The sequence below is a fragment of the Micromonospora sp. NPDC049081 genome (genome assembly GCF_040648835.1).
GTDB lineage: Bacteria > Actinomycetota > Actinomycetes > Mycobacteriales > Micromonosporaceae > Micromonospora > Micromonospora antibiotica.
Map to the genome: position 1 here is coordinate 1 of NZ_JBEZEK010000073.1, position 1050 is coordinate 1050.

The window sequence follows — 1050 nt, forward strand, 5'->3', positions numbered from 1 at the left end:
CGCGGGAGCGGGTGCCGTTGCCGTCGATCTACTACGCGCACGACCGTGAGGTGATCGAACGCGACGGCATGTTCTACGCCGTCAACGAGTTCTTCCAACCCCGGGCCGGCGAGCAGCGGTTCAAGGCCCGGGTGCGGTACCGCACGGTCGGCGACGCCTCCTGCACGGCGGCCGTCCGTTCGGATGCCGACACGGTGGAGAAGGTGATCGACGAGGTGGCCGCGACGCGGATCACCGAGCGGGGTGCGACCCGGGGCGACGACCGGGTCAGCGAGGCCGCCATGGAGGACCGCAAGCGGGAGGGCTACTTCTGATGAGCGCCGAGACGGTGTCACCCGAGGTCGAGGCCCGGCCGATGGACCTGCTGCGGTTCGCTACCGCGGGCAGTGTGGACGACGGTAAGTCGACCCTGATCGGTCGGTTGCTGTATGACACGAAGTCGTTGTTCACCGACCAGTTGGCGGCGGTGGAGGCGGTCAGCGCGGCCCGGGGTGACGAGTACACCAACCTGGCGTTGCTCACCGACGGTCTGCGGGCCGAGCGGGAGCAGGGCATCACCATCGACGTGGCGTACCGGTACTTCGCGACGCCCCGGCGCAAGTTCATCATCGCCGACACCCCTGGGCACACCCAGTACACCCGCAACATGGTGACGGGCGCGTCCACGGCCGATCTGGCGTTGATCCTGGTGGACGCCCGTAAGGGCCTGGTGGAGCAGTCGCGGCGGCACGCGTTCCTGTGTTCGCTGCTGCGGGTGCCGCACCTGGTGTTGTGCGTCAACAAGATGGACCTGGTCGACTACTCCCAGGAGGTCTTCGAGCAGATCGCCGACGAGTTCACCGCCTTCGCGGCGAAACTCGACGCGCCGGACCTGACCGTGGTGCCGATCTCCGCGCTGCGCGGCGACAACATCGTCACCCGGTCGGAGCACATGCCGTGGTACGAGGGCCCGTCGCTGCTGCACCACCTGGAGCACGTGCACATCGCCTCGGACCGCAACCTGGTCGACGTCCGGTTCCCGGTGCAGTACGTGATCCGCCCGCAGTCGAC

1 protein-coding gene and 1 pseudogene are annotated in these 1050 nt (G+C 68.1%); both read left to right on the forward strand.

Annotated elements, in window-relative coordinates; all coding sequences use genetic code 11:
* Positions 1–314: pseudogene (locus AB0B63_RS32510) on the forward strand (sulfate adenylyltransferase small subunit); the annotation flags it as partial.
* A partial coding sequence (locus tag AB0B63_RS32515) for a GTP-binding protein (RefSeq protein WP_357025901.1) occupies positions 314–1050 on the forward strand: 737 nt, incomplete at its 3' end. The pseudogene AB0B63_RS32510 and the gene AB0B63_RS32515, both read left to right, overlap by 1 nt.